Annotated in this window: 1 protein-coding gene; it reads right to left on the reverse strand. The window is 47.2% G+C overall.

Annotation, left to right across the window (positions count from 1 at the left end; translation table 11 throughout):
* On the reverse strand, nucleotides 1-544 hold a 544-nt coding region (locus R7040_RS29295; protein WP_318098022.1), incomplete at both ends, for an Ig-like domain-containing protein.

Below are 544 nucleotides of genomic sequence, written 5' to 3' on the forward strand. Positions count from 1 at the left end.
AAATGTCCATACTCACTAATACCGCAGGCGTGACAGTAATAGAACCATGCGTACTGGTTAAGCCATCAAGCTCGGCATAGATATCCGCGTCACCCTCATCTTGTGCGGTGAAAATGCCATTTGTGCCTGGCATGACAACGCTACAATCTGTGGAATCCCACTCTACGAGATGGCTAATATCACGGGTTTGTTTGTCGGTATATTCACCGTAAGCTTTCGCTTGAAAGCTTAGCCCTTTGGCAATCGCCTTATGTGGCACATCGAAGTAAATGTTGGTCAACTTCGCGTCCACAACCTGTACAGTCATTTCGCTACTGAACTCATCTAGGTCTGCGCGAATGACCGAAACACCCGTTTTCACCGCTGTAATCACACCGCGTTCGTCGATGTTAACAATGTCAGCATTTTCAACGTTCCAAACAACTTGTGATGTAAGGTCGTCTTGAGTCTCATCGTTATAAAAGCCGATGACTCTCACCTGCGCCAGCTCACCCTCTGCAAGTGACACACGGCTTTGGTTTAGTGCAATACGAGACACCACTTT

The organism is Vibrio sp. 1069, from assembly GCF_033340555.1.